The following is a 19,436-nucleotide window of genomic DNA, read 5'->3' on the forward strand; positions in this document are numbered from 1 at the left end:
CTAGCCCACGACCTCCATGAGCAGCAGCGCCCCGCCGACGGTTCCGTCGGCCGAGCGAAACGATGTGCACCGGACCCGCACGCGGGCCGCGCGGCCGCGCCGGTTGACGGCGTCCACGACCGTTTCGCCGAAGCTGTCCGGGTCGACGAACGCGTTGCCGATCAACGGCCGCACGGTGTCCAGCGGCAGCCCGATGTCCAATCCGGTCAGGAGGGCTCCCGTTGTCTCGTCGGACCGCAGCCCCCATAGGTCCTCGCAGCCGCGGTTCCACACCACCACCCGCATCTCCCGGTCCACCACGACCATCCCCAGCTGAACCGAGTTGATCAGCGAATCCAGGAAGTTCTTGGCGTCGTCCAGTTCCACGCTGCGTTCGCGCAGCGTGTCGTTGATGGTGTGCAGCTCGTCGTTGGTGGACTGCAGCTCCTCGTTCATCGTCTCGAGCTCTTCGTTGGTGGACTGCAATTCCTCGTTGGTGGTCTCGAGTTCCTCCACGGTGGATTGCAGTTCCTCGTTGGTGGTCTCGAGTTCCTCGTTGGTGGATTGGAGCTCTTCGTAGGCCGCCTCGAGCTGGCGGTTGGTCTGCACGACCTTGTCCAGCAGCGCGCGCGTCGCGGTGACGTCGAAGAACACGATCGACACGCCGAGCAGGCCGTTCTCGGCGTCGACGAGCGGATTGATGTGGATTTCGAACCACACCGTCTCGGCGCCGGGTCGCTGCCACTTGACGTCGGGAATGCGCGTCGACCGCCGCTCCACCTTGGCCTGCTCGAGGTAGGCGCGCAGCTCGACCGGGCGGTAAGACACCTCGAGGTCGCGCAGGAGCCTGCCGATGTCGCGGGCCGACAGGCCGAAGACGTTCTCCGCCTGCTGGTTGATCATCGCGACGGTGTCCTCGCCGGTGATCACGATCTGGGCGACCGGGCTGGCGCGGAAAGCCAAGTCGCGCACCGTGGTCAGGCCCGGCAGGTCGGTGTGGCGCTCGTAGAAGGCGGCGGCCGGGTCGTAGCGATCCACGTGGCCCTGGGATCCGGCGACCTTGCGGAAGATCCGGTTCTTGAGGTTCAGCGGCGCGAAGCGGTCGCTGTGGCTCAACAGCATCTCGGCGTGCCCGAGGAACAGCGTGCCGTTGGGCGCGAGGGCGAAATGCAAGCGCCCCACCACGTTTCGCTGCGTCTCGGCGTTGAGATACATCAGGGTGTTGCGGCACACCAGCAGATCGACGCGAGAAATGGGCGCATCCTTGACCAGGTCGTTGCGGCCGAAGATGACCGCGCGGCGCAGATCCTTGTGGAAAACGTAGCGGCCGTTGACCTGTTCGAAATAGCGCGCCAGCAGATCCGCCGGCACGCCCTCGACGGCCTTCGCGTCATAGGACGCTATCCGCGCTTGGGTGAGCGCCTCCTCGTCGATGTCCGTGGCATAGATCTTGACCCGCTGGCGGAACGCGTCTGGGCCCAGGGCCTCGGCCAGCAGCATGGCCAGCGTGTAGGCCTCCTGGCCGGACGCGCATCCCGCGCTCCACACGCGGATCGGGTCGTCGGGCCCGCGCTCGGCCAGCATCCGCGGGATGACCTCGGCGCTGATGAATTCCCAGGCCTCAGGGTCCCGGAAGAACGCGGTGACGTTGATGAGGATGGTGTTGAACAGCGCCGCGAATTCATCCGAGCTGGCCTGCAGAACGTCGAGGTACTCCTCGAATGTTTTGTATCCCGCCTGATCCATGCGGTGGCGGACCCGGCGCATCAGCGACGTGCGCTTGTAGCCCGTGAAGTCGAAGCCGCGGGAATCCCGCATGTAGCGCAACAAGGCCTCGAAAGCCTCGTCAGTCGTAGCGTCCATCAACGTCCCGTTCGAAAGCGCGTTCGGCGAAGGATTCGAACACTACTCGCAGTGTTACAGCTGGTTTTCGCGACCGACCAGTGCCCACACCGTCTTGCCTGACGACGTCGGGGTGGCGCCCCACGCTCGGCAGAGTGCGGACACGATAGCCAGGCCGGAGACGATTTCGGCGCCGCGATAGGCGTCTTCGTGCCGGCCCGGCAGGTGCTCACTGTGATCCTCGACCGCGACCGTGACGGTGTCCCGATAGCTCTCGACAATCAGTACCGGTGCGCTCTGGGTGTGGTCGAGGACGTTTTCGACGAAGACGGTGCCCACCGTCGCCGCGACGGGGACCAGGTCGGCGTTGTCCCACTGGGTGAGCCAATCGGTGATCATGGCGCGGGCCAGGCCGACGCCGACCCTGGCGGCGGGGAGCTCGCTGCGCGCCCGCCGGCGGACGGGTAACGACCTGCCCCGCAGGGCATCCAGCGCCAGCTCCAGGTTGGGATGCACGGGCACATACCGGGTCACGCCGACGGCGGTGATCGCCCGCCGCACCTGCGGATGCGCGCACACCAGCAGGACGGGCACGTCCGGCCAGACGCTGACGTGCCAACGGGCGCTGGTGAACACCGTCCAGGCCGAACTGGACGGCACGGACAGGCGGTTGACATCCACGATCACCGCGCGCGGCTCGTCGAGCGCCGCCTTGATGACGCTGTCGCGCACGCTCCGATACGTGTTGCTGTCCAGCACCCCCTCCATCACCAGGATCGGCACATCCTGCCGGGGCGCCGTGTCGATCTGGATCCTCGACCGCGATTCATCCACCGGCATCACTCCGATGGGGGGCATTGGCCGCCAGCCGCTCGCCGATCACGGTCAGCGCGCGTTCGCTTTCCTTGGCCAGCGAGTTGTAGTGCTGAGAGACTGGACCGGGACCGGCATTGTCGGCCATTTTTCGGGCCAGTCTGGCTTTTTCCTGCAGGCTGCGCAGCGCCACCCAGAGGGCGCCCTCGACCTCCCGGTCCCGCGCGGCGAGAAAGGCATCGGCCGTCCAGGCGTGGCCGACCTGGCAGCGAAAGTTGCCCTCGCTGATCGAGACCAGCGAGCCGTTGCAGTCGGGGCAGGTGTATGCCGACGGCACACCAAGTTCTCGCGTGTCGAAGTCGGTCGAAAACGGGGCGGTCATGGCGATACGGTTCTCCAGGTCCAGCGCGGGGTCGGGTTTCAAGTCTGGGTCCTCGAATTCTTCCTGGGACAGCTCTTTGAGGACCGCCCCGATGTCGTCCGCCCTGGCCTGCCGATCCAGCACGCCGGCGGCAAATGCATTTGTCGGCAGCGCGGGAAACGTTGCGTCCTCGGGTAACTGGCCGATGGTGGTGCCGCCGCGCGAACGGATTGCGGCCAAGCCCAGCACGCCGTCGTCGAGCACGCCGGAGAGCAGCACGCCGATCGCGAATGGCCCGTACTCCACGGCGACCGAGCGGAACAATGCGTTGATGGCGGGCCGATGCCCGTTCTCGGTCGGCCCCTGTGACAGCACCACACGATCGTCGGCGACCAGCAGATGACGGTCCGGGGGGCTGACGTAGATGTGGCCCGGCTCGAGCGTCGTTCCGTCCTGGGCGGTGACCGCCGGCAGCGGCCCGCTGCGATCGATGATCCGCGCCAGGATGCTGGGCGCGCCGGGGGGGATGTGCAGCACCACCAAGTAGGCGTAAGGCAAATCCGCCGTTAGCCCGGCGGCCAACCGCGAGAGCGCTTCGATTCCTCCTGCCGAGGCACCGATCGCGACCACGCCGCGCAGGCCGTCGTTTCCGTTGGTCGCGTCAATCACCACCCTTGATTACCCCCACCCAGGGTACGTAACCGCGTGCCTGCTGGATAGAGACCCGGACGAACCGTTTGCACGGGGTTCTCGGTGGTACCCAACACGCCATGACCAATCACACGTCCGATCCGAAGCAGCGCGACCTCGAGCCTGCGCGGGTTAGCCGCGGCACCGGGTACCTGACCACGCAACAGGGCGTCCGGGTTGATCACACCGACGATTCGCTGACCGCAGGTGAGCGGGGACCCACGCTGCTGCAGGACTTCCACGCCCGCGAGAAGATCACCCACTTCGACCACGAGCGCATCCCGGAGCGGGTGGTGCACGCGCGCGGGGCACCCCGATTACAACCGGCGCGACCTGTGGGAGGCCATCGAGTCCGGCCAGTATCCCGAGTGGGAGCTCGGGGTGCAGCTGGTGGCCGAGGCCGACGAATTCGCGTTCGACTTCGACCTGCTCGATGCCACGAAACTCATTCCGGAGGAACAGGTTCCGGTCCGCCGGTGGGCAAGATGGTGCTGAACCGCAACCCGGACAACTTCTTCGCCGAGACCGAGCAGGTTGCTTTTCACACCGCGAACGTGGTGCCGGGCATCGACTTCACCAACGATCCGCTGCTGCAGTTCCGCAACTTCTCCTACCTCGACACCCAGTTGATCCGCCTGGGCGGCCCCAACTTTGCGCAGCTGCCGGTGAACCGGCCGGTGGCCGACGTCCGCAACAACCAGCAGGACGGCTACTCCCAGCACGCCATCCCGCAGGGCCGATCCAGCTACTACAAGAACACCCTCGGCGGTGGGTGCCCCGCGCTGGCCAATGAGAACGTGTTCCGCCATTACACGCAACGCGTCGACGGCGCCGCGATGCGCAAGCGCGCGAAGTCGTTCGAGAATCACTACAGCCAGGCGCGGATGTTCTGGAAGAGCATGTCAGCGGTCGAGGCCGAACACATCGTCGCCGCGTTCGCCTTCGAGCTGGGCAAGGCGGAGGTGCCCGACATCCGCTCCGCGGTGGTGACCCAACTCGGCCGCGTCGACCACGAGCTGGCCGCCCGGGTGGCGGCTAAGCTCGGGCTTCGGCAGCCGCCCGACGAAGCGGTCGACGGCGCGGTGGCGGCGTCGCCGGCGCTGTCGCAAATCGGCGTGAGCGACAGCATCGCGTCGCGCAAGATCGCCGTCCTGGCCGCCGACGGCGTGGATGTCGTTGGCACGCAACGCTTCAAGGAGCTGATGCGAGAGCGCGGTGCGGTGGTCGACGTGTTGGCGCCGGTTGCCGGTGGCACCCTGCGCGGTGGGTCCGGCGGCGAACTTCCCGTCGACCGGGCGTTCACGACGATGGCGTCGGTGCTTTACGACGCCGTGGTGGTGGCGTGCGGACCGGACTCGGTGGAGACGCTCTCCCACGACGGCTATGCCGTGCACTTCGTGGTCGAGGCCTACAAACACCTCAAACCGATCGGCGCGTACGGCGCCGGCATCAGGCTGTTGCGCGCTGCGCACATCGACACCCGCCTCGCCTCCGACGGCGACCCGGCAACAGACGTCGTCAGCGACCGGTCCGTGGTGACCACCACCGCAGCCGCCGACGAGTTCCCCGACGAGTTCGCTGCGGAATTCGCCGCCGCGTTGTCCGGCCACCGCTGCTGGGAACGCCAAACAGACCCGGTGCCCGCCTAGGAATTGGGCAGCCGTGACCGGGTTTTGACCGTTGCCGTGTGGGGCATTCCGGCAACGGCTCTGAAAAGGATGTCTCGAAAGGATGAATCTGGAAAGGATGAATCATGCCGCGTTCGTCGATCAAAAACGAAAAGATGTATCAGGATCTCCGCAAAAAGGGCGACTCCAAAGAGAAGGCCGCGCGGATTTCCAATGCGGCCGCCGGCCGGGGCAAGTCGTCGGTCAGCCGCAAGGGCGGTAAGTCCGGGTCGTACCAGGACATGACGGTTCCGGAATTGCGGAAGCGGGCCAAAGAGCTTGGCCTGTCGGGCTACTCGAGTCTGACCAAGGACAAGTTGGTCGCCAAACTGCGCAACCACTGACCGGCCACTGATCGGCACTGAGCCGCGCTCAGCCGGTGAGGCCGAGCCGTTCGGCCAGCACCAAAAATGCGACCGCGTAATCGTTGGCGGCGGTGTCGGCTTTGATGCGGTCCCCAGTCCAGGCGTTCGCGCACCGCCCGTACGGCCGGAAGCAGCCTCGCGAAATCGCAGTGATGTTCGTTGAGGGAACGCAGCTTCTGGATGACCACCATGGTCCCCGCCCCCGGGGGATGCAACCTGGCCGGCCTCGGCGCGGCGTTGTTTGGCGTCCGTTTAAGCGGCGGCCAGATTGGCAAACCTTTGTGTTATGTCAGCCCTCGTGTCCCGCGCCCACCGTGCCCGCGGGGGGGCTGCCGCCGCGCACTGTCTCGGACCATTCGAGGGATCGGCGGCGGGTGATTGCGCGTGACGGCGGGGTTGGTCAAGCACTGGCTGGAGTCGGGGCGACTCGAATTGCCCTTGCCCGCCTCGGGACGCACCCCCGAACGCTGGCAGCGCCTGGCACGGCTCGCCGAGGACGACATCGTGGCGGCCCGCATCGCCGAGTCCCACGTCGACGCCGTCGCGATCCTGCACGAGCTTGGCGGCAAGCCGCCCGATTCCGGGCAGCTGTGGGGCGTGTGGGCGGCCGAGGCGCCCGATGCCATGCTGATCGCCACCACCCTCAGCGGCGGCGCCGTCGTTCTCAACGGCACCAAGGTGTGGTGTTCGGGCGCCGGGTTCTGCACGCACGCGCTGGTGACCGCCCGGCTCGACGACGGAAGGCGCGGCCTGTTCGCGGTGGCGGTCACCGAGCCCGCCGTGAAGGCGTTGCCGACGACGTGGTGGAACGTCGGGATGGCGGGCAGCGACACCAGGGCGGTGCAGTTCACCAACGCCCACGCCGTCGCCGTCGGCGATCCCGATGACTACTTCAATCGGCCGGGGTTCTGGCACGGCGCGATCGGCGTGGCCGCGTGCTGGCTGGGCGGCGCGCGCAGGGTCGCCGAGCCGCTGTATCGCTGCGCCACAAGCAAATCGGCGGACGCGTATTCGCTGGCGCACCTGGGCGCAGTCGACGCCGCGCTGGCCGCGGGCGACGCGATCCTCGCGGCGGCGGCCATGCAGATCGACTCGGACCCATTCGACCGCTCCGATACCGCCCAACTGCTGGCCCGCCGCGCCCGCACGGTGGTGGAACACGCCGCCGACGAGGCCATCACACGCACCGGCCGCGCCCTCGGGCCCGGCCCGCTGTGTCAGGACGGTCGCCACGCTCAGCGGGTCGCCGACATGACCATCTACATACGCCAAAGCCACGCCGAGCGGGACCTGGCCGAACTCGGAAGGCTCGTCGGGCGGGCGCAATGACCACCATCGAGCGCCCGGTGCGCCCCCCGGAAACCGTCTTCGCCGGCAATTGCGCCAAGTTCGCGGCCAAGCCGCTCACCCGCGGCGGCACCCCGGTTCCGATGTGGCTGGCCGCGCTCGACAGCCAACCGCCGCCGCCACTGGACCTGAGCACCTGCCCCCGGCTGGTCGTCGTCGCGGCCCACCCCGACGACGAGACGCTCGGCCTCGGCGCGACGATCGCGCAACTGGTCGCCGCGGGCGTCGACGTTCGGGTGATCACGGTCAGCGACGGGGGCGCCGCCCGCCCCGGCGCGACGCCGTGGGAGCGGGCGCGCGCGGAAATCACCCGCAGGTACGAAGTGCGCAGGGCGACGGGCGTTTTGGGTGTCCCGCCGCCGGTATCGCTGGGTCTGCCCGGCGGCGAGCTGGCCGACCACGAGGACAGGGTCGCCGAACTGCTCGAGGGGATCCTGCAGGACACCGCGCCCGGGGCCTGGTGTGCCGCCACCTGGCGGGGCGACGGGCATCCCGACCACGAAGCCGTGGGGCGTGCTGCCGCCGAGGCCTGCGTGCGCACCGGCGCCGCGCTGCTCGAATACCCGGTGTGGATGTGGCACTGGGCCAGCCCGGCCGACCCCGCGGTGCCCTGGGACCGGGCCCGGTCCGTGCACGTTCCCGGTTGGGCGCTCGATCGCAAACGCCTTGCGGCCCAATGTTTTCGCAGCCAACTCGAGCCGGGCGGTGCGGGCGCCCCACCCGTGTTGCCGTCCTTCGTGGTGCAGCGGCTGCTCGCGGTGGGAGAAGCGGTGGGAGAAGTGGTATTCCGCTAGCCGCGGATGCCGCCGAGGTGAGTGCACGCTCCGAGAGTGGGTATCGAATCACCTATGCGCGTGGCGACCTTCAACATCCTGCACGGCCGCACCGTCGGGAACGGGGTGCACCCTGCGCGGCTGGCGGACTGCGTGCGCCGCCTGGATCCCGACGTGCTTTCCCTGCAGGAGGTCGACTGTGACCAGCCCCGATCTTCTCTCGCGGATCTCACAGCGGTGGCGGCCGAGGCCATGGGAGCGGTAGAGCATCGGTTCGTGGCCGCGATCTCGGGCACCCCGGGAGCGACCTGGATGGCCGCCACCGGCCATGAACAACCCGGAACCGCCGCCTACGGGATCGCGCTGCTGTCCCGGTTTCCGGCGGCCAGTTGGCAGGTGGTGCGGTTGCCCCGGATTCCGATGCGGTTTCCCATGTACCTGCCGGGACCGAACCGGGTGATGGTCGTCGACGAGGAACCGCGGGCGGCGGTCATGGCGCAGCTACACACCCCGTGGGGCGGGCTGACGGTGGCCAACACGCACCTGTCCTTCGTGCCGGGCTGGAATCGGCGCCAGCTGCGCCGGCTGATCCACGACCTGCACGGCTTCCCGGGTCCCCGGCTGCTGACCGGCGACCTCAACATGAAGCCCGGCGCGGTGCGCCGCTGGTCGGGCATGCGGCCGCTGGCCGTGGCCGCGACGTTTCCCGCGCAAACCCCCCACCGCCAGCTCGACCACATCCTGACCGACCACCCCGGTCTGCGCGGCGGCGCCGTGGAATCGGAAGCGATGCCGATCTCCGACCACCGGCCGCTGGTCGTCGACCTGGAGCGGGCGTGAGCGCTTACCCGCCGGCCCGTCCCGTAGCACCGAGACGGTGCCGAACGCGATCGATGTCGTCCAGCGAGGGCATCTCCTCGGTGATCCGGGTGATCTGCACGCCGACATCGGCGTTGGCGGTCGTGCGGCGCTGGTGCAGCGTGCTCGCGATCGCCGCGACCTCGTCGTCGCCCAGCCGCCGTGGCAACAGGGCCAACAGTGGCGCGTAGCCGAGGGCGGGCGCATGGCTCGGGTAACCCGCGCGCAGAAACGCAACGATGCCCGAAATGCCGTTGCGCAGGCCCATCTTCCACCTCTCCCAGCACCCGGCTTCGCACCCGAAGCCGGTTCCTGCCAGGAATATCCCGGTGCGGGCGTTTGAAACCCCCAAAAAGGGGTCCGGTCCAACATGCGGACCGGACCCCTCCTGGAATCGACCTACTGGTTTTCCTTCTGGCGCTCTTCGGCGGCCTTCGCCCCGGCGCGCGCTGACTCCGCTTCGGCTTCCTTCTTGCCCGCGTCGCGCTGGGCGTCGGCCTTGTCCTGCTGCGCCTGGCCTTCTTCGACGAGGTCGTCGCGCCCGGTGACTGTCCCGCCAACCTCCTTGACCTTGCCTTTGACACCTTCGACGGCGCCCTTGACGGCTTCCTGCGGTCCGCTCTTGTCATCCCCCATGGGGTCGACCTCCCTTTCGGTGGTGCGTCTTGATTCGCATCTACCGGCTTCCCGCCCGGCGCCCGGCCAAACACCCCCGCGCCGATCCTGTGTGCATGATCACCGAGCGCTTCGCCGCGCGAACGATCATGTTTGGAAAACCAATTTCCGGGTAGCTTCAGCCGTCGACCAGGGAAAGGACCATCGAAGGGGGTGGCGTCACTGAGCACCATCGCTGTCATCGGGGCGACCGGCACGGCCGGCTCGCGCGTCGTCGCCAGGCTGAAGGCCCGCGACGTCGCGGTGGTCGAGATCTCCCGCCGTCACGGCGTCGACGTCGTGTCCGGGCGGGGGCTATTCGAGGCACTGGCGGGGGTGGACGTCGTGATCGACGTCAGCAACCCGTTGCCGGACCGGTCCGGCATCACCCAGACGGTGGCCACCGCGACCCGCAACGTCGTGGGCGCCTGCGCCGCGCGGGACGTTCGGCGACTGGTCGTGTCGACGGTCGCCGGCGTGGAAGACTCGGTGTTCGACGGCTTTCGGTACTACGAGGCCAAACGGGCGGCGAAGGCCATCATCCTCGACGGCCCGGTCCCGGCGACGATCGTGAAATCCACGCAGTGGTACGAGTTCGCCCGGCAAGGCGACGACCGTCGCGTGCGCACCGTGCAGCCCGCGCTCGGCGCGCTCGGCACCGGGGCGCTGCTGGCCTCCGACGGCGCAGTGATCGTCGGCCCCGACGTCGACACCTGGCTGCACACCCTGGCGCCCGCCGCCGCGGACGGCGATTCGCCCGACGGCGACGGTGCTGCGCCGACGAAGCTGCGGGACCTGTCCAAAACCTGAGTGACGGCCTAGCCGGGAAACGAACACCTGGCGGCGGCGGCGCCCGCGGTGCCGGGGTTCAGCATGCCGGCGGCGGAGGGGGCCGCTAGGCTCGTGTCAAGTTGAATCCACAGCTGCCGTCGTTACGAGCGGCGTGTAGGACAGCGCAGTCAGTCGCTCGCCCTGCTCACCACACTTTGAGGGACTTTGAGGGGCGCAGACAGATGACTTCTTCACCCAACCCCAGACCCGGCTGCTGCGGAGAACCGCGCAATCGCTACGTGATTGATTGCGCGGGTGCGCAGGTGCACGTTCACGCCCGCAGCGTGGCCACCGTCCTGCGCATCGAGGGCGAAATCGACACGTCCAATGTTGATCTCGTCGCCCAGGCGGTGCGCCGCTTTGCGCGGCTCAAGGCCCCGCTGGTGCTCGATGTCAGCCAACTGGACTTCCTGGGCAGCGCCGGCCTGCGGATGTTGCTGTTCCTCAACGAGGAGCACCGGGAAGCACAGCTGCACAACAACGTCGTCAGCGGCGCGGCCCTGCGCCGGCTGACCCGCGTGGTCACCGACCACGGCCTGCCCGTGGTCGATTCGGTTCCCGAGGCCCTGCAGAACACCCACGACTTCATCCACGCGCGCCGCCGGCTCCTCGCGGGCCTGGCTCGCCAGGGAGAACCGCAGCGCAAGGCGCATTAGCGGGCCCGTTTCGACCGCCCGTTTCGACCGCAGTCAAGGTCACGGTTTCGTCACGATCCGGATCACGATTGCTTAAGAGCCGGTCCCGTTCTTTAAGAATTCTCAGCATTGGCGGCCGAATTTGGTTGTCCGCTTAGCAAAAACCCGTCCCGGAGGCGGATCGGGCGGTGGGCGGCGCGGGATGGCCATTTCGGGCCGACGGCGCCACTGGTTCGCCTCCGCTACTTTGGTTTTCGAGGATCGGGAGCCTCTCTCAAAGAAATCGATTGATCAATTTCGAAGGACAACACTGATCATGAAAATCCGCAGTATCGTCGCGCGCCGGCGAAGTGCCGGCGTCAGCGCGGGCTTCCTGCTCGGGGGATTGACCATGGGCATCATCGGTGCCCCGTCGGCGGCCGCGGCACCCGACTGCAGCCCGGGCGGCGTGAACGCGACCGTTACCTCGGCGCAGGGCGCGGCGCAGCAGTACCTGGCCGCCCATCCGGACGCCAACCAGGCGGTCACGGCCGCCTTCGGCCAGTCGCGGCCGGAGGCCGCGTCCAGCCTGCGCGGCTACTTCACCGCGCACCCGCAGGAGTACTACGACCTGCGCGGCATCCTGGCGCCGATCGGCGACACCGAACGGCAGTGCAACGTCAAGGCCCTGCCGCCGAACCTGGAGTCGGCCTACCAGGAATTCATGGCCGGCTGACAACCCGGCTGATGACGCCGCGAACGACCCGCCACAGCGCCGTGGTGGGTCGTTTCGCGCTGACGGGCTGCGGGTAATTGTGCAGTCAGCCAAAGGGCATGGAGGCAACGATGCGGCTGCGTCGCAGCGATCTCGGCAAGCCGGGAATCGCACGCAAACGCCGGGGCAAGGGCTTCGCCTACTACGACCCCGAGGGCAACCGGCTGTCCGACCCCGACACCCTGGCGCGCATCAAGGATCTCGTCATTCCGCCCGCCTGGAAAAAGGTGTGGATCTCGCCGCACCCCAGCGGCCACATCCAGGCGGTCGGCACCGACGCGGCCGGACGCCGCCAGTACCTCTACCACCCCGCATGGCAGCAGGAGCGCGCCGAGGAGAAGTTCGACCGCGTGCTGGAGCTGTCGGTGCGGTTGCCGATGTGGCGGGCGCGCATCGCAAAAGACCTGTCGCGCCGCGGCTTAACCCGCGAGCGCGTGCTCGCGGTCGCGCTGCGCCTGCTCGACCGCGGATACTTTCGCGCCGGCGGTGAGCAGTACGCCGAGGAAAACGAGTCCTACGGGCTGGCCACCCTGCTGCGCAGTCACGTGACGGTGCGTCCCCACGCCGTCGCATTCGACTTCCCGGCCAAAAGCGGAGTGCGGCGCACCGTGGAAATCGAGGACGCCGAAATCGTCCGGGCGGTGCGTGCGCTGATGCGACGCCCAGAACGCACCGACCGATTGCTGGTGTGCCGCAAGGACTCCGGCTGGATCGACATCCGGTCCGACGACCTCAATGCCCGGTTCAAGGAGATGGTCGGCGACGAATACACCGTCAAGGATTTGCGGACGTGGCACGGCACGGTGCTGGCCGCCGCGGCGTTCGTCGACGCGGACCCGCCGGTCTCGCAGCGGGTGATCAAGCGCGTCGAGTCCGCCGTCATGAAGGAGGTCGCCGAGGAACTCGGCAACACCCCGGCGGTGGCGCGCGGCTCTTACGTTGACCCGCGGGTCGTCACCGGTTATGAGCAGGGGCTGACGATCGGGGCCGCGGCACGACGCGCGCAACGGGCCCGTCGGCCAGAGGCCGCGCAGGAGATCCTGGAGAAGGCGACCCGCATGCTGATTCGCCGGGTCGCCAAAGGCCACAGCGCATCCGGCTCCTCCGTGCTCGCCTGGAGCGCGTGAGACAGGGAAGCCTCTGACACCAGTGCGCTCGGCTACGGCCGCACCGGCGAAAAGCGTCTCTGAAAGCTTTCTCTGAAATCAGTGGAACGGGCCGATCCGCGTAGGAATAACGATCACGAATTCGGGTATGCGGGAATTTGTGCGCCAGGCACGCGGACTGCGCTGCCCGGATGCTGCCCGGAAAGTCGAACCCATGGCGATCCGGGGTCTGGTTGGGCGCGGCGAATACGCCAATGCGGTCGGAAATCCTGCGCGCCCGGCGACACCCCAGTGACTAGGAGGGCAATCAATGTCGAAACAAGAGGTCTCGGACTACCTGCTGGAGCGGCTGCGGACCTGGGGCGTCGAGCATGTATTCGGGTATCCCGGTGACGGCATCAACGGGATCCTCGCGGCGTTCGGGCGCGCCGACAACAAGCCCATGTTCATTCAGTCGCGGCACGAGGAGATGAGCGCGTTCGAGGCGGTGGGCTACGCCAAGTTCACCGACCGGGTCGGGATCTGCATGGCCACGTCGGGCCCCGGCGCGATCCACCTGCTCAACGGCCTGTACGACGCCAAGCTCGACCACGTCCCCGTCGTGGCGATCGTCGGTCAGACCAACCGCAGCGCGATGGGCGGCTCCTATCAGCAGGAGGTCGACCTGATGAGCCTGTATAAGGACGTCGCCAGCGACTACGTTCAAATGGTCACTGTCCCTGAGCAATTGCCCAACGTGCTGGACCGTGCGATCCGGGTGGCCCTGGCCCAGCGGGCGCCGACGGCGCTGATCATCCCGTCCGACGTGCAGGAGCTGCCGTACTCCCCGCCCACCCACGCCTTCAAGATGGTGCCCTCCAGCCTGGGCATCGAGTGGCCCGCGGTCGCTCCCGACGACGCCGCGATCCGGCGCGCGGCCGAGGTGCTCAACGCGGGCAAGAAGGTCGCCATGCTGGTGGGGGCCGGCGCGCGAGGGGCACGCGAGGAGCTGACCGAGGTCGCCGACCTGCTGGGGGCAGGGGCGGCCAAGGCGCTGCTGGGCAAGGACGTGTTGAGTGACGAATTGCCTTGGGTCACCGGATCGATCGGGTTGCTGGGAACGCGGCCCAGCTACGAGCTGATGCGCGACTGCGACACCCTGCTCACGGTCGGATCGAGCTTCCCCTACACGCAGTTCCTGCCGGAGTTCGGGCAGTGCCGCGCGGTGCAGATCGACGTCGACGGCCGTTTCATCGGCATGCGGTACCCGTACGAGGTCAATCTGGTTTCCGACGCCAAGGCCGCGCTGCGGGCCTTGATCCCGCAGCTGCGCCGCAAGGAGGACCGGGGGTGGCGCGACACCGTCGAGGCGAATGTGGCGCGCTGGTGGGAGACCATGGACATGGAAGCAAAGGTCGGCGCCGATCCGATCAACCCCATGCGGTTGTTCTCCGAGCTGTCCCCGCAGCTGCCCGACAACGCCATCGTCACCGCCGATTCCGGTTCGTCGGCCAACTGGTACGCGCGGAACCTGCGTTTTCGCGGCAACATGCGCGGCTCGCTGTCGGGCAACCTGGCGACCATGGGTCCCGGCGTCCCGTACGGCATCGGCGCGAAGTTCGCGCACCCGCACCGCCCCGTCATCGTGTTCGCCGGTGACGGCGCCATGCAGATGAGCGGGATGGCCGAGCTCATCACGATCAAGAGGTACTGGCAGGAGTGGGGTGACCCGCGCCTGATCGTGGCGATCCTGCACAACAACGACCTCAACCAGGTCACGTGGGAGATGCGCGCGATGGCCGGGTCGCCGAAATTCGCGGAGTCGCAGAACCTTCCCGACATCGACTTCGCGGGGTTCGCGGCCGGGCTGGGTCTCAACGCGATGGCCATCAAGGACGCCGACGAACTCGGCGACGCCTGGCGCAACGCGTTGTCCGCGGACCGCCCCACCGTGCTGGACGTCCACACCGATCCCGACATGCCGCCGATTCCGCCGCACGCCACCTGGGATCAGTTCAAGGCGGCGACCGCGGCGGTGCTGTCCGGCGACGAGGACCGGGTCGGCTTCGTCAAGGTCGGCCTGAAAACCAAAGCCCAGGAGTTCTTGCCGCACAAGAAGAGCTGACGGGACGAGCTGGCGCGCACCGCCCGGCTCACTGGGCGTAGGCCGTGCGGGCGCTGCACAGGTCGTCGACGAATAGCGCGTAGGCCTCGTCGTGGGAATCGCTGCGATCGCGCAGCACCGACGACGGATGTACGGTCGCCACCACCATCGGCTGCGGCTCCAGCCGGACGTCGACCGTGCTGGGGAATCCGATCACCTGACCGCGCTGGGCTGACACCCGAAATGCCGCCCCGAGAAGCGATTGCGCGGCGGTCGCGCCGAGGCAGACGATCACCTGCGGGCGCACCGCCTCGATCTCAGCGATCAGCCACGGGCGGCACGCGACGACCTCGGTGCGGCTCGGTTTCTGGTGTATGCGCCGCGTGCCGCCCTTACGGGTGAACTTGAAATGCTTGACGGCGTTGGTCTCGTACGTCAGCGTCGGGTCGATGCCGGCGTCGTCGAGCGCCCGCGCGAGCAACCGCCCCGCCGGGCCGACGAAGGGCAGGCCGGCGCGGTCCTCCTGGTCCCCCGGCTGCTCGCCCACCAGCATGATGGGCGAGCCCGGGTGGCCGTGACCGAAGACGGTTTGCGTCGCGTCGGCATACAGCGGGCAGCCGTGGCAGCGTCCGGCGGCCGCCTTCAGCGCCTCAAGGCTGCGATCCTCGGGCAGGTAGCGCGCGGCGCTGATCTCGGTGGCGGCCATGATTCAGCGTATTCAGTGGCATTCAGTGGCGGCCCGGGGACGTCATGTCCCCGGGCATACCCCTGCGTGTCGGCCGGGAAACGCCCGCTCAGCCCTTCCCGACGATGGCGTCGCGGGCCCGGTCCAGCATCGCCGCGAACGGGCCGGCGGCCAGGTTGGCCAACCGGGACTCGACGCCGGCGTGCGGCCGGGTGGGCGCGATCGCCTCGGCAAGCTTGGCGGCGCGGCCCATCCTCTCCAACTCCTCGTCGCTCAATTCCTCGCCCAGCTTGGCGAACTCGTCGGACTCCTCGTGCTCGGCGTGGTCGATGACGGCATCGCGGAGTTCCGTCAGGTGGCGGGTGAACTCCGCGCTGTCGACGTCGAGCTTCTCCAGCTTCTGCAGCACCGTCTTGGCCTCGTGCTCCTCTTCCAATCGCTTGCCGACCACCGCGGCACCGTTGCCGAGCTTCCGCTTGGCCCGCGGGTGCACGATCTCCTCTTCGGCGGTCTCGTGCACGGCGAGCATCCGCCGAAGTTTCAGGAACGCCTTCTCTCGGTCCTTTCCGGTGGCCGACAGCGTCTCCGCGAACAAGGATTTGATCTGCTCGTGCTGGCTGACAAGGAAGTCGACCACGTCGGTGGGCGACTCGATGGCGTGTTGCGCCATGATGTCCCTCCCATTTAAGCCATTTGATTCCAACAGCGGCGCGCGGGCTGCTGCGCGCTCTGTAGCGGCTACCCGACCGTCCCGGCCACCAAACCGGCAGGTGTGGGGGTGCGTCAAGCGGGTATTTCTCCGATCATGGGTTGGCGTTCGGGGCTGGCCGGCGCCGTCGGCGCCGTCATGGTCGCGGCGGGCTGTGCCGCGCCGGGATCGACGCTGGAGAGCGCGCCCGAGGTGGCGTTGTGGTCCGTCGGCGCGCCGCTGCGCCAGCCCGTGTGGTCGTATCGCACGCACGCGCTGATCGCGATCACCGACGATCACCGGCTGGCCGAGGTCGCCGAGGGCGCGCGCCCCGACGACGCGAAGACGCGGCTGTCCGCGCCCATGGCGGTGGGACGCAACCTGCAGATCAGCCAGAAGGACGACCGGGTCGTGTTTGTGCCGCAACCCGAGCGTGGCAAGGTCGCCTCCATCGACCTCGAAAGCCTGCGCCAGATCAACGATTTCGACGCCGGCCCGCACCCCGCCTGTCTGGCCGAAGACGCCGGGATGCGGATCTTGCTCGCACTCTCGGCGGACGGAACGGCGGTGACGCCGGTGGACCAGTACGGCTTCCGCAAGCTGCCGACCGCGACGGTCACCGACGACCCCGCGGACAGCATCGACGGCGCCAACCGCGGTCGAAAGATCGACTACCACCTCTACGGGGCATCGGGAATCCGCTATTACGAAGGCTTTTCGTCGCCGCCGACCAAGCGCGGCTCGCTGGGCATGGACGTCGCGGTCTCGGCCGGCGACGGTGCCGCGGACACCCGCAACTATGTTGCCGGACACGACAGCAACACGCTGTATGCCGTCGACTCGCGCCGCGGCGGCAGGGGGATGGAACTGCTGGCCAGCGCCGAATTGCCGTCGCCGATCCGCGAACTGGGCACCGACGACACCCGCATCTACGCCGCGACCGACCGCGAGGTGGTGGTCCTCGAGACGGCGAGCTTCACCGGCTTTGCGGACCGGAAGATCCCGGTGCTCCGCGTCATCGACTACCGGTCCCACCTGCCCGGCGGCGCCGCCCGGTCGGCCGGCCTGTCGGGCATGGCCATCGGACCCCACCGCGTCTATCTCACGCTGGCCGGCGCGCCGTATGTGATCAGCGTGGCCAAGCCGCATCTGTGAGACATCCTTAGGCGGAGGAAGATAGGCGGAGGAAGAAACGATGAGCACCACACGAAATCCCACCCGCGCGGCGATCGACATCGACAACGACGTCGAGTTGATCAACCAACAGATCAAGGCGCTCAGGGACCTTGCGAAGCGGGACGACGAAGAGCCGATCAGCGAAGGCCAGCGCTACGACTTCAGCATCAGGTGGGGAACGGTGCTGGCCGGTCGGCTGCGCCGGCTGGTGCATTACAGTTCGCTGGGCCGGCTCGACGAGGCGGACGAGCGCCGATTTCACGCGTTGCTCGACGAATTGCGCACGCTGTCGCACCTGATCGATCGGTTCCGGCTCGCCTCGCCGAACTTCACCGACAGCCCGCCCGCCAAGGCGAAGCGTTTCCGTCCCCGCCGTTAACGCTCTGCCCGAAAGTCCTTCTCCGACAGCATGATCCCGGTGCGCGGCTTGGTGCAGTCGGGATTGCGGCAGGTCAGCGCGACCATGTAGGCGTCGCGGTCCTCGTCGAGGAACAAAAAGCCGAGGAACAGCGCGTCGCCGACATCGAACTCCGTTGCGCCGCAGCACTCGCAGTACCCGCCCTTGGCCGCGATCTGTTCCGAAACCCGTTGGCGGGCCGCCGGGTCCAGAGCGGTCAGCTCGCTCATGTCAGATCTCCACGTCCTTGTCGTAGTGGACGTTGTCCTCTCGCCAGCCGCCCAGGCCATGGCCGATGCCGCGGTGGTCGTCGATGAACTCGATCTGGTTGATCCATTTAGCCATCTTGAAGCCGACCTGGGTTTCCACCCGCAGCCGCAACGGCGCACCGTGCTTGATGGGCAACGGTTTTCCGTTCATCTCGTACGCCAGGATGGTTTGCGGCTTGTAGGCCAGTTCGATGTCCATCACTTCGTAGAACTGCCCCTCCCCCTCCGCGCTGGGTTCGTCGCGGCCGGTGTCCTGCATGGTCAGGAAGCACACGAAGCGCGCCTGGGGCAGCGGGCGCACCAGGTCCGCCAGCGCGGCCAGCGGGAGCCCCTTCCACTCGCCGATGCTCGACCAGCCCTGGACGCAGTTGTGCAGGACGCGTTGGCTTTGCGGTTCGGCCAGCGCGCGCAGGGCGGCAAGGTCCAACGTCACCGGCTCTTCGACGAGCCCACCGACCCGCAACCGCCAGTCGACGAAGTTGTGCACCGCCATCACCTTGTACTCGGCCGAACACGGTGGCTTGCCGTTGACGCGGTGTTCTTCCGACAGTATCCGTTCCGGGTAGTCCTGTCGCGAGTCCAGGGGGCGCAGCAGGATGAGCCGGGCCCGCGTGATGACGGCGCCGAGAATGCGGCGGACCTGTACCGGCCGGCGCAGGCTCCACACCGTGGCCGCAACGTGAATGGCGACGATCGCGCCGATGATCACGAAGGACAACACGGTTGCCAACGTGAGATTGCGGACCGAGCCGAAGATCATCGAGGCGTTGAGCTGGCCCCAGCCCCAGAAGAAGACCATCGACACGTGGATCGCGATGAAGACCAGGAACGCGACCAGCCCCAGGAAGTGCAGGCTGCGCACGGATTGCCGCCCGCCGCAGGCCCGCAACAGCCAGGGGAACCTGGCCTCGATCGCCGGGGACTGCAACGCGCCGGTGAGGATCTGGAAGGGCGCCAGCACGAAGATGACGCCCGCGTAGGTCAGTTTCTGGATGGCGTCCAGCGGTTCGTTGGGCAGCAGCGGGGGCAGATTGAACGTCATGTAGGTGACGATGTCGTTGCCGGCTTCGGTGAAGGTCGCCCACGACTGGGGCCAGTATCGGTGCCATTGACCCGTGGCGAACAGCAGGACGTAGTACGACAGCCCGACCAGGACCCAGCCGATCACCGAGATGAAGTGCCAGTGGCGCCCCATGCCGAGCTTCTTGTGACCGGGCAGCGCCACCAGCGAGCTGTAGTCCTCCTCCTCGTCGAGGGTGTCGTAGAGCTTGTCGGTCGGCATCGTCTTGGTGGTGAAGCGCGCCCACTCGGTGCCGGGCCTGCTGTCCTCGCGCCAGTACAGCTTGGGGTGGGTGGACAGGATCTCGATGCCGCTGCGCAGCAACAACGTCAGAAAAAGGACGTTGAGCCAGTGGTCGATGCGCAGCCACGCCGGGTAGTCGAGCACGATCTCGGTCATCTGC

20 protein-coding genes and 2 pseudogenes are annotated in these 19,436 nt (G+C 67.8%); 12 read left to right on the forward strand and 10 right to left on the reverse strand.

The window, feature by feature from the left end; genetic code table 11:
- The 3 genes from VMD50_RS02285 to VMD50_RS02295 are packed head-to-tail and all read right to left on the reverse strand — an operon-like array spanning position 1 to position 3,667.
- Positions 1–1,842 (reverse strand): CheR family methyltransferase, encoded by a 1,842-nt coding sequence (locus VMD50_RS02285; protein ID WP_325424452.1) that lies wholly within the window; start codon positions 1,840–1,842, stop codon positions 1–3.
- Between the two features lie 54 nt (positions 1,843–1,896).
- Complete coding sequence (locus VMD50_RS02290) at positions 1,897–2,655, reverse strand: STAS domain-containing protein (protein WP_325424454.1); 759 nt, start codon at positions 2,653–2,655, stop codon at positions 1,897–1,899.
- Positions 2,648–3,667: a chemotaxis protein CheB gene (locus VMD50_RS02295; RefSeq protein ID WP_325424456.1), complete on the reverse strand. Its 1,020-nt coding sequence runs from the start codon at positions 3,665–3,667 to the stop codon at positions 2,648–2,650. The genes VMD50_RS02290 and VMD50_RS02295 overlap by 8 nt, the downstream gene beginning before the upstream one ends.
- 98 nt (positions 3,668–3,765) lie before the next feature.
- Between VMD50_RS02295 and VMD50_RS02300 the strand changes: the two are divergent.
- Both VMD50_RS02300 and VMD50_RS02305 read left to right on the forward strand, forming a co-directional pair.
- A pseudogene (locus tag VMD50_RS02300) lies at positions 3,766–5,334 on the forward strand (catalase).
- Positions 5,335–5,438: 104 nt separating this feature from the next.
- Entirely contained in the window at positions 5,439–5,696 is a 258-nt protein-coding gene (locus VMD50_RS02305; RefSeq protein WP_325424458.1) for a DUF7218 family protein, read from the forward strand.
- Positions 5,697–5,724: 28 nt separating this feature from the next.
- Here VMD50_RS02305 and VMD50_RS02310 read toward each other — a convergent pair.
- Positions 5,725–5,911: pseudogene (locus VMD50_RS02310) on the reverse strand (hypothetical protein); the annotation flags it as partial.
- Positions 5,912–6,101: 190 nt separating this feature from the next.
- Between VMD50_RS02310 and VMD50_RS02315 the strand changes: the two are divergent.
- Genes VMD50_RS02315 through VMD50_RS02325 form a run of 3 tightly spaced genes read left to right on the forward strand, consistent with a single transcriptional unit; the run spans position 6,102 to position 8,677 of the window.
- Positions 6,102–7,046 (forward strand): acyl-CoA dehydrogenase family protein, encoded by a 945-nt coding sequence (locus tag VMD50_RS02315; protein WP_325424461.1) that lies wholly within the window; start codon positions 6,102–6,104, stop codon positions 7,044–7,046.
- Complete coding sequence (locus VMD50_RS02320; RefSeq protein WP_325424463.1) at positions 7,043–7,858, forward strand: PIG-L deacetylase family protein; 816 nt, start codon at positions 7,043–7,045, stop codon at positions 7,856–7,858. The genes VMD50_RS02315 and VMD50_RS02320 overlap by 4 nt, the downstream gene beginning before the upstream one ends.
- Before the next feature lie 54 nt (positions 7,859–7,912).
- Positions 7,913–8,677: an endonuclease/exonuclease/phosphatase family protein gene (locus VMD50_RS02325; RefSeq protein ID WP_325424465.1), complete on the forward strand. Its 765-nt coding sequence runs from the start codon at positions 7,913–7,915 to the stop codon at positions 8,675–8,677.
- Positions 8,678–8,681: 4 nt separating this feature from the next.
- On the opposite strand, the gene VMD50_RS02330 is transcribed toward VMD50_RS02325, so the two are convergent.
- A complete protein-coding gene (locus tag VMD50_RS02330; protein ID WP_325424467.1) occupies positions 8,682–8,963 on the reverse strand; it encodes a DUF3349 domain-containing protein in 282 nt (93 codons plus the stop codon).
- A 131-nt stretch (positions 8,964–9,094) separates the two neighbouring features.
- Positions 9,095–9,331 (reverse strand): microaggregate-binding protein 1, encoded by a 237-nt coding sequence (gene mbp1 / locus VMD50_RS02335; protein WP_325424469.1) that lies wholly within the window; start codon positions 9,329–9,331, stop codon positions 9,095–9,097.
- Positions 9,332–9,523: 192 nt separating this feature from the next.
- Between mbp1 and VMD50_RS02340 the strand changes: the two genes are divergently transcribed.
- The 5 genes from VMD50_RS02340 (at position 9,524) to VMD50_RS02360 (ending at position 14,779) form a co-directional block, all read left to right on the forward strand.
- Positions 9,524–10,159 (forward strand): SDR family oxidoreductase, encoded by a 636-nt coding sequence (locus VMD50_RS02340; RefSeq protein ID WP_325424471.1) that lies wholly within the window; start codon positions 9,524–9,526, stop codon positions 10,157–10,159.
- A gap of 260 nt (positions 10,160–10,419) precedes the next feature.
- Complete coding sequence (locus VMD50_RS02345) at positions 10,420–10,836, forward strand: STAS domain-containing protein (protein ID WP_325424473.1); 417 nt, start codon at positions 10,420–10,422, stop codon at positions 10,834–10,836.
- Positions 10,837–11,131: 295 nt separating this feature from the next.
- A complete protein-coding gene (locus tag VMD50_RS02350) occupies positions 11,132–11,530 on the forward strand; it encodes a heme-binding protein (RefSeq protein WP_325424475.1) in 399 nt (132 codons plus the stop codon).
- A 110-nt stretch (positions 11,531–11,640) separates the two neighbouring features.
- Positions 11,641–12,696, forward strand: a complete 1,056-nt coding sequence (locus VMD50_RS02355; protein ID WP_325424477.1) for a DNA topoisomerase IB — start codon at positions 11,641–11,643, stop codon at positions 12,694–12,696.
- Between the two features lie 289 nt (positions 12,697–12,985).
- Positions 12,986–14,779: a thiamine pyrophosphate-requiring protein gene (locus tag VMD50_RS02360; RefSeq protein ID WP_325424479.1), complete on the forward strand. Its 1,794-nt coding sequence runs from the start codon at positions 12,986–12,988 to the stop codon at positions 14,777–14,779.
- A gap of 28 nt (positions 14,780–14,807) precedes the next feature.
- Here the strand turns inward: VMD50_RS02360 and VMD50_RS02365 are convergent, their stop codons facing one another.
- Both VMD50_RS02365 and VMD50_RS02370 read right to left on the reverse strand, forming a co-directional pair.
- Entirely contained in the window at positions 14,808–15,464 is a 657-nt protein-coding gene (locus VMD50_RS02365) for a UdgX family uracil-DNA binding protein (RefSeq protein ID WP_325424481.1), read from the reverse strand.
- Positions 15,465–15,552: 88 nt separating this feature from the next.
- Positions 15,553–16,113, reverse strand: a complete 561-nt coding sequence (locus VMD50_RS02370) for a hemerythrin domain-containing protein (protein ID WP_325424483.1) — start codon at positions 16,111–16,113, stop codon at positions 15,553–15,555.
- Between the two features lie 135 nt (positions 16,114–16,248).
- Here VMD50_RS02370 and VMD50_RS02375 point away from each other — a divergent pair, with 135 nt between their 5' ends.
- A complete protein-coding gene (locus VMD50_RS02375) occupies positions 16,249–17,286 on the forward strand; it encodes a hypothetical protein (protein WP_325424485.1) in 1,038 nt (345 codons plus the stop codon).
- 40 nt (positions 17,287–17,326) lie between these two features.
- Positions 17,327–17,686: a hypothetical protein gene (locus VMD50_RS02380; RefSeq protein WP_325424487.1), complete on the forward strand. Its 360-nt coding sequence runs from the start codon at positions 17,327–17,329 to the stop codon at positions 17,684–17,686.
- On the opposite strand, the gene VMD50_RS02385 is transcribed toward VMD50_RS02380, so the two are convergent.
- Together VMD50_RS02385 and VMD50_RS02390 are read right to left on the reverse strand one after the other, a co-directional pair.
- Complete coding sequence (locus tag VMD50_RS02385) at positions 17,683–17,934, reverse strand: hypothetical protein (protein ID WP_325424489.1); 252 nt, start codon at positions 17,932–17,934, stop codon at positions 17,683–17,685. The genes VMD50_RS02380 and VMD50_RS02385 overlap by 4 nt on opposite strands.
- A 1-nt stretch (position 17,935) precedes the next feature.
- Positions 17,936–19,432: a molybdopterin-dependent oxidoreductase gene (locus tag VMD50_RS02390; RefSeq protein ID WP_325424491.1), complete on the reverse strand. Its 1,497-nt coding sequence runs from the start codon at positions 19,430–19,432 to the stop codon at positions 17,936–17,938.
- Positions 19,433–19,436 lie beyond the last annotated feature (4 nt).

The sequence above is a fragment of the Mycobacterium sp. genome (genome assembly GCF_035506235.1).
GTDB lineage: Bacteria > Actinomycetota > Actinomycetes > Mycobacteriales > Mycobacteriaceae > Mycobacterium.

Coding starts and splice junctions, on each gene's coding strand:
- VMD50_RS02385 (WP_325424489.1), bottom strand. CDS start 17,934: ATGAGCGAGCTGACCGCTCTGGACCCGGCGGCCCGCCAACGGGTTTCG.
- VMD50_RS02305 (WP_325424458.1), top strand. CDS start 5,439: ATGCCGCGTTCGTCGATCAAAAACGAAAAGATGTATCAGGATCTCCGC.
- VMD50_RS02350 (WP_325424475.1), top strand. CDS start 11,132: ATGAAAATCCGCAGTATCGTCGCGCGCCGGCGAAGTGCCGGCGTCAGC.
- VMD50_RS02375 (WP_325424485.1), top strand. CDS start 16,249: ATGGGTTGGCGTTCGGGGCTGGCCGGCGCCGTCGGCGCCGTCATGGTC.
- VMD50_RS02365 (WP_325424481.1), bottom strand. CDS start 15,464: ATGGCCGCCACCGAGATCAGCGCCGCGCGCTACCTGCCCGAGGATCGC.
- VMD50_RS02390 (WP_325424491.1), bottom strand. CDS start 19,432: ATGACCGAGATCGTGCTCGACTACCCGGCGTGGCTGCGCATCGACCAC.
- VMD50_RS02355 (WP_325424477.1), top strand. CDS start 11,641: ATGCGGCTGCGTCGCAGCGATCTCGGCAAGCCGGGAATCGCACGCAAA.
- VMD50_RS02380 (WP_325424487.1), top strand. CDS start 17,327: ATGAGCACCACACGAAATCCCACCCGCGCGGCGATCGACATCGACAAC.
- VMD50_RS02285 (WP_325424452.1), bottom strand. CDS start 1,842: ATGGACGCTACGACTGACGAGGCTTTCGAGGCCTTGTTGCGCTACATG.
- VMD50_RS02330 (WP_325424467.1), bottom strand. CDS start 8,963: ATGGGCCTGCGCAACGGCATTTCGGGCATCGTTGCGTTTCTGCGCGCG.
- VMD50_RS02370 (WP_325424483.1), bottom strand. CDS start 16,113: ATGGCGCAACACGCCATCGAGTCGCCCACCGACGTGGTCGACTTCCTT.
- VMD50_RS02325 (WP_325424465.1), top strand. CDS start 7,913: ATGCGCGTGGCGACCTTCAACATCCTGCACGGCCGCACCGTCGGGAAC.
- VMD50_RS02320 (WP_325424463.1), top strand. CDS start 7,043: ATGACCACCATCGAGCGCCCGGTGCGCCCCCCGGAAACCGTCTTCGCC.
- VMD50_RS02360 (WP_325424479.1), top strand. CDS start 12,986: ATGTCGAAACAAGAGGTCTCGGACTACCTGCTGGAGCGGCTGCGGACC.
- mbp1 (WP_325424469.1), bottom strand. CDS start 9,331: ATGGGGGATGACAAGAGCGGACCGCAGGAAGCCGTCAAGGGCGCCGTC.